The sequence below is a fragment of the Candidatus Thioglobus sp. genome, assembly GCF_029243085.1.
GTDB lineage: Bacteria > Pseudomonadota > Gammaproteobacteria > PS1 > Pseudothioglobaceae > Thioglobus_A.
In genome coordinates, this window is sequence record NZ_JAQWSS010000080.1 from 1 (window position 1) to 3667 (window position 3667).

A 3667-nucleotide genomic window follows, 5' to 3' on the forward strand; every position below is an offset into this window, starting at 1 on the left:
ATTACTGCACGTGGTGAGCGTATCTTTTATATTGCAGATGCCTTTAGATTGGGCATGTCATTAGAAGAAGTATTTGATTTATCGAAAATTGACCCATGGTTTTTAGCGCAAGTTGAAGATATTGTTTCGAATGAAATGCAAATTAATGGCGGTAGTATTTCTGATATTGAAGCGAATGAAATGTTTGCATTGAAACGCAAAGGTTTCTCTGATGCACGACTTGGGCAGTTATTACACTGTAAAGAGTCAGCTGTTCGAGAGCGTCGTAAGGCGCTTAACATTAAGCCAGTATTTAAACGCGTTGATAGTTGTGCGGCTGAATTTGACACACAAACTGCTTACTTATATTCAACTTATCAACAGCAGTGTGAAGCTAATCCGACTGATAAGAAAAAAATTATGATTCTAGGCGGCGGCCCAAATAGAATTGGTCAAGGAATTGAATTTGATTATTGCTGTGTGCACGCTTCTCTAGCATTACGCGAAGATGGGTATGAAACCATCATGGTGAACTGTAATCCTGAGACAGTTTCAACTGATTATGATATTTCAGATCGCTTATATTTTGAGCCTTTAACGCTTGAAGATGTCTTGGCAATTGTAGATATAGAGAATCCAGATGGCATTATTGTGCATTATGGTGGTCAAACACCATTGAAATTAGCAGAGGCCTTAGAAAAGAGCGGTGCGAAAATTATTGGTACTAGTCCAGATGCGATTGATCTTGCTGAAGATCGTGAACGTTTTTCAGCTCTGTTGCAAGAGCTGGGTTTAAAGCAGCCTCTAAATGGTACGGCACGCTCATTAGAGCAGGCTCAAGATATTGCCGATGCTATTGGCTTTCCATTGGTAGTTCGCCCATCTTACGTACTTGGTGGTCGTGCAATGGAAATTGTTTATGATAAGGATTCATTGAATCACTATATGCACACGGCTGTTCAAGTCTCAAATGATTCGCCTGTCTTGTTAGATTCATTCTTGGATCATGCGATTGAAGTTGATATTGATGTCATTTGTGATGGTGAGGAAGTTGTGATTGGCGGCATTATGCAGCATATTGAGCAAGCAGGTATTCACTCAGGTGATTCAGCTTGTTCATTGCCGCCATATTCACTCACAGACGATGTACTAGAGATGATGCGCACCCAAGTGATAGACATGGCTAAATCGCTTAACGTTGTCGGTTTAATGAATACACAGTTAGCTTATCAAGATGGTGAAATTTACGTGATTGAGGTAAATCCTCGCGCTTCCCGTACCGTTCCATTTGTCTCTAAAGCGATTAGTGCACCATTAGCGAGTATCGCAGCACGCGTCATGTCAGGCAAAACTTTGCAAGAATTAAACTTCACTAGTGAAATTATTCCTCAACATTACAGTGTTAAAGAAGCAGTATTTCCATTTAATAAATTTTTGGGTGTTGATCCAATATTAGGCCCTGAAATGCGTTCAACAGGTGAAGTAATGGGCATTGGTGATGACTTCGCCTCCGCTTTCGATAAGGCGCAGCTGGCAGCAGGATCGCGTGCACCAGAAGATGGTAAAGTATTTATTAGTTTACGTCGTCTAGACCGAGATAATTTAGTTGAGTTGGGTCAAAAACTTGCAGCACAAGGGTTTAGTTTAGTGGCTACTCGTAGTAATCGCGATTCTTTGATTGAAGCTGGATTGGAATGTGAAATGATTAATAAAGTATCGGAAGGTTCACCGCATATTGTTGACATGATTAAAAATGATGACATTGATTTAATTATCAACTCAACAGAAGATACTCAAGGTGTAGAAGATGCAGCAGAGATTCGCTGTCAGGCGTTGGTTCACAAAGTGCCTTTCACCACAACAGTTGCTGCGGCATTTGCAATGCTTGATGGTTTAAAGACTCATGAAAAGATCACAGTAAGAACAGTTCAATCTTTAAATAATTAAAGGAGCGTAATATGGATAGCATTCCAATGACAGTCGGTGGCGCTAAAGCGTTAGAAGTTGAACTATTAAATCTAAAGGATGTTGAGCGACCACGTATTGTAGAAGAAATTGCAACCGCACGTGCTCATGGCGACCTCAAGGAAAATGCTGAATATCATGCCGCCAAAGAAGAGCAAGGTTTTATTGAAGGACGTATTAAAGAAGTAGAGTCTAAGCTTTCTCGTATGCAAGTGATTGATGTTACTAAGCTTGTTCAAAATGGTCGTTGTGTTTTCGGAACTACTATTAGCTTGATGAATATTGAAGATGATAGTGAGATCATATATCAAATCGTTGGCGAAGATGAAGCTGACATTGGTCTTAACAAAATCTCTTGCCATTCGCCTATTGCAGCAGCCTTAATGGGTAATGAAGAAGGTGATGAGGTCACTGTAAAAGCGCCAAAGGGCGATATAATCTACGAAATTTTAGAAGTTCAATACATCTAAACTACATCAAGTTAACTTTACTAAATAGCAAAATACATACTAGGCTAAACAGCCAAAACTTAATAATTTATTTATCCTCGTGGATGGTGTTTGGTGTGTTGGGATTTTAATTGCATGTTTTGAATATGCGTATAAATCTGAGTAGTGGCAATATCACTATGACCTAGCATTAGTTGCACACTGCGTAAATCTGCACCTTGTTGCACCAGATGAGTGGCAAAGGCATGACGAAGTGTGTGAGGAGATAGAGGTTTGTCAATTCCGGCTTGAAGTGCATAAGCTTTAATGATGTAAAAAAAGTTTTGACGACTCATGCCACTACCTCGGTTAGTTAGAAAATAGCTATTAGTTTGCCCTTTTGTTAGTAGAGAGGGTCTAGATTCTTTTTCATAATTTTGCAAACAGTCTATTGCAATATCACCCAACGGTAAAAGCCTTTCTTTTCCACCTTTGCCAACAACTCTAACATATTCTTCGTTGAGGTTTAAGTGTTGCATTTCTATATTGATTAATTCACTCACCCGCAATCCACAGGAATATAACAGCTCGAGCATGGCGCGATCTCTTAATCCAAACACGGTGGTAATATTAGGCGCATCAAGTAAGGCCTCAACTTCTGAAACATCTAGAAAGACAGGTAATTTTTGTTCTAATTTTGGATGATGGAGTGCGCTAGTAGGGTTGCTGGTAACGATATTCTGCTTAAGCAAGTAATGATAAAACAGGCGTAAACAGGTAAGCATGCGAGCCTGAGTGGCACTACTGAATTTCTTTTCTTGTCTAAAAGAAAAATATTGTTGAATGATTTTATCGGTCACTTTCTCTAGTGGACATTTAATCCATTTGCAAAATAGAGTGAGATCAGATCGATAAGCGCCCAAGGTATTGTTACTGGCGCCAGAAGAAAGCCAATAATGATCAAGAAATTGTTCAATAAGTTGAATGTCGCTATTCATAGTTAAATTTTAGACAAAAAAATACCGGCTGATTGCCGGTATTTGTAAAGAACCTGATTGGCTTTATTTTTTAGCCAGCTTTTCTTTAATTCTAGCCTTCTTACCAGTAAGTTCACGAAGGTAGTAAAGTTTCGCTTGACGAACTTTACCACGACGCTTAACTTCAACAGAATCAATCATTTTAGAATGTGTTTGGAAAACCCTTTCAACACCTTCACCATGAGACATTTTTCTCACTGTAAATGCTGAACCAATGCCACGATTTTTCTTACCAATAACAACACCTTCGAATGCCTG

At 39.2% G+C, this 3667-nt stretch carries 4 protein-coding genes; 2 read left to right on the forward strand and 2 right to left on the reverse strand.

The features are described from left to right. Together carB and greA are read left to right on the forward strand one after the other, a co-directional pair. The coding region (gene carB, locus P8M52_RS04335; protein WP_300307829.1) for a carbamoyl-phosphate synthase large subunit at nucleotides 1-1926 on the forward strand (1926 nt) is incomplete at its 5' end. An 11-nt stretch (nucleotides 1927-1937) separates the two neighbouring features. Next, on the forward strand, nucleotides 1938-2414 hold the full coding sequence (greA, locus tag P8M52_RS04340; RefSeq protein WP_300307831.1) for a transcription elongation factor GreA: 477 nt from the start codon (nucleotides 1938-1940) through the stop codon (nucleotides 2412-2414). Between the two features lie 71 nt (nucleotides 2415-2485). Here the strand turns inward: greA and xerD are convergent, their stop codons facing one another. Beyond that, the gene (xerD, locus tag P8M52_RS04345; protein ID WP_300307833.1) at nucleotides 2486-3370 is read right to left on the reverse strand and encodes a site-specific tyrosine recombinase XerD; all 885 of its coding nucleotides are present in this window, start codon (nucleotides 3368-3370) and stop codon (nucleotides 2486-2488) included. Nucleotides 3371-3433: 63 nt separating this feature from the next. Continuing rightward, on the reverse strand, nucleotides 3434-3667 hold a 234-nt coding region (gene rplS, locus P8M52_RS04350; protein WP_300307835.1), incomplete at its 5' end, for a 50S ribosomal protein L19.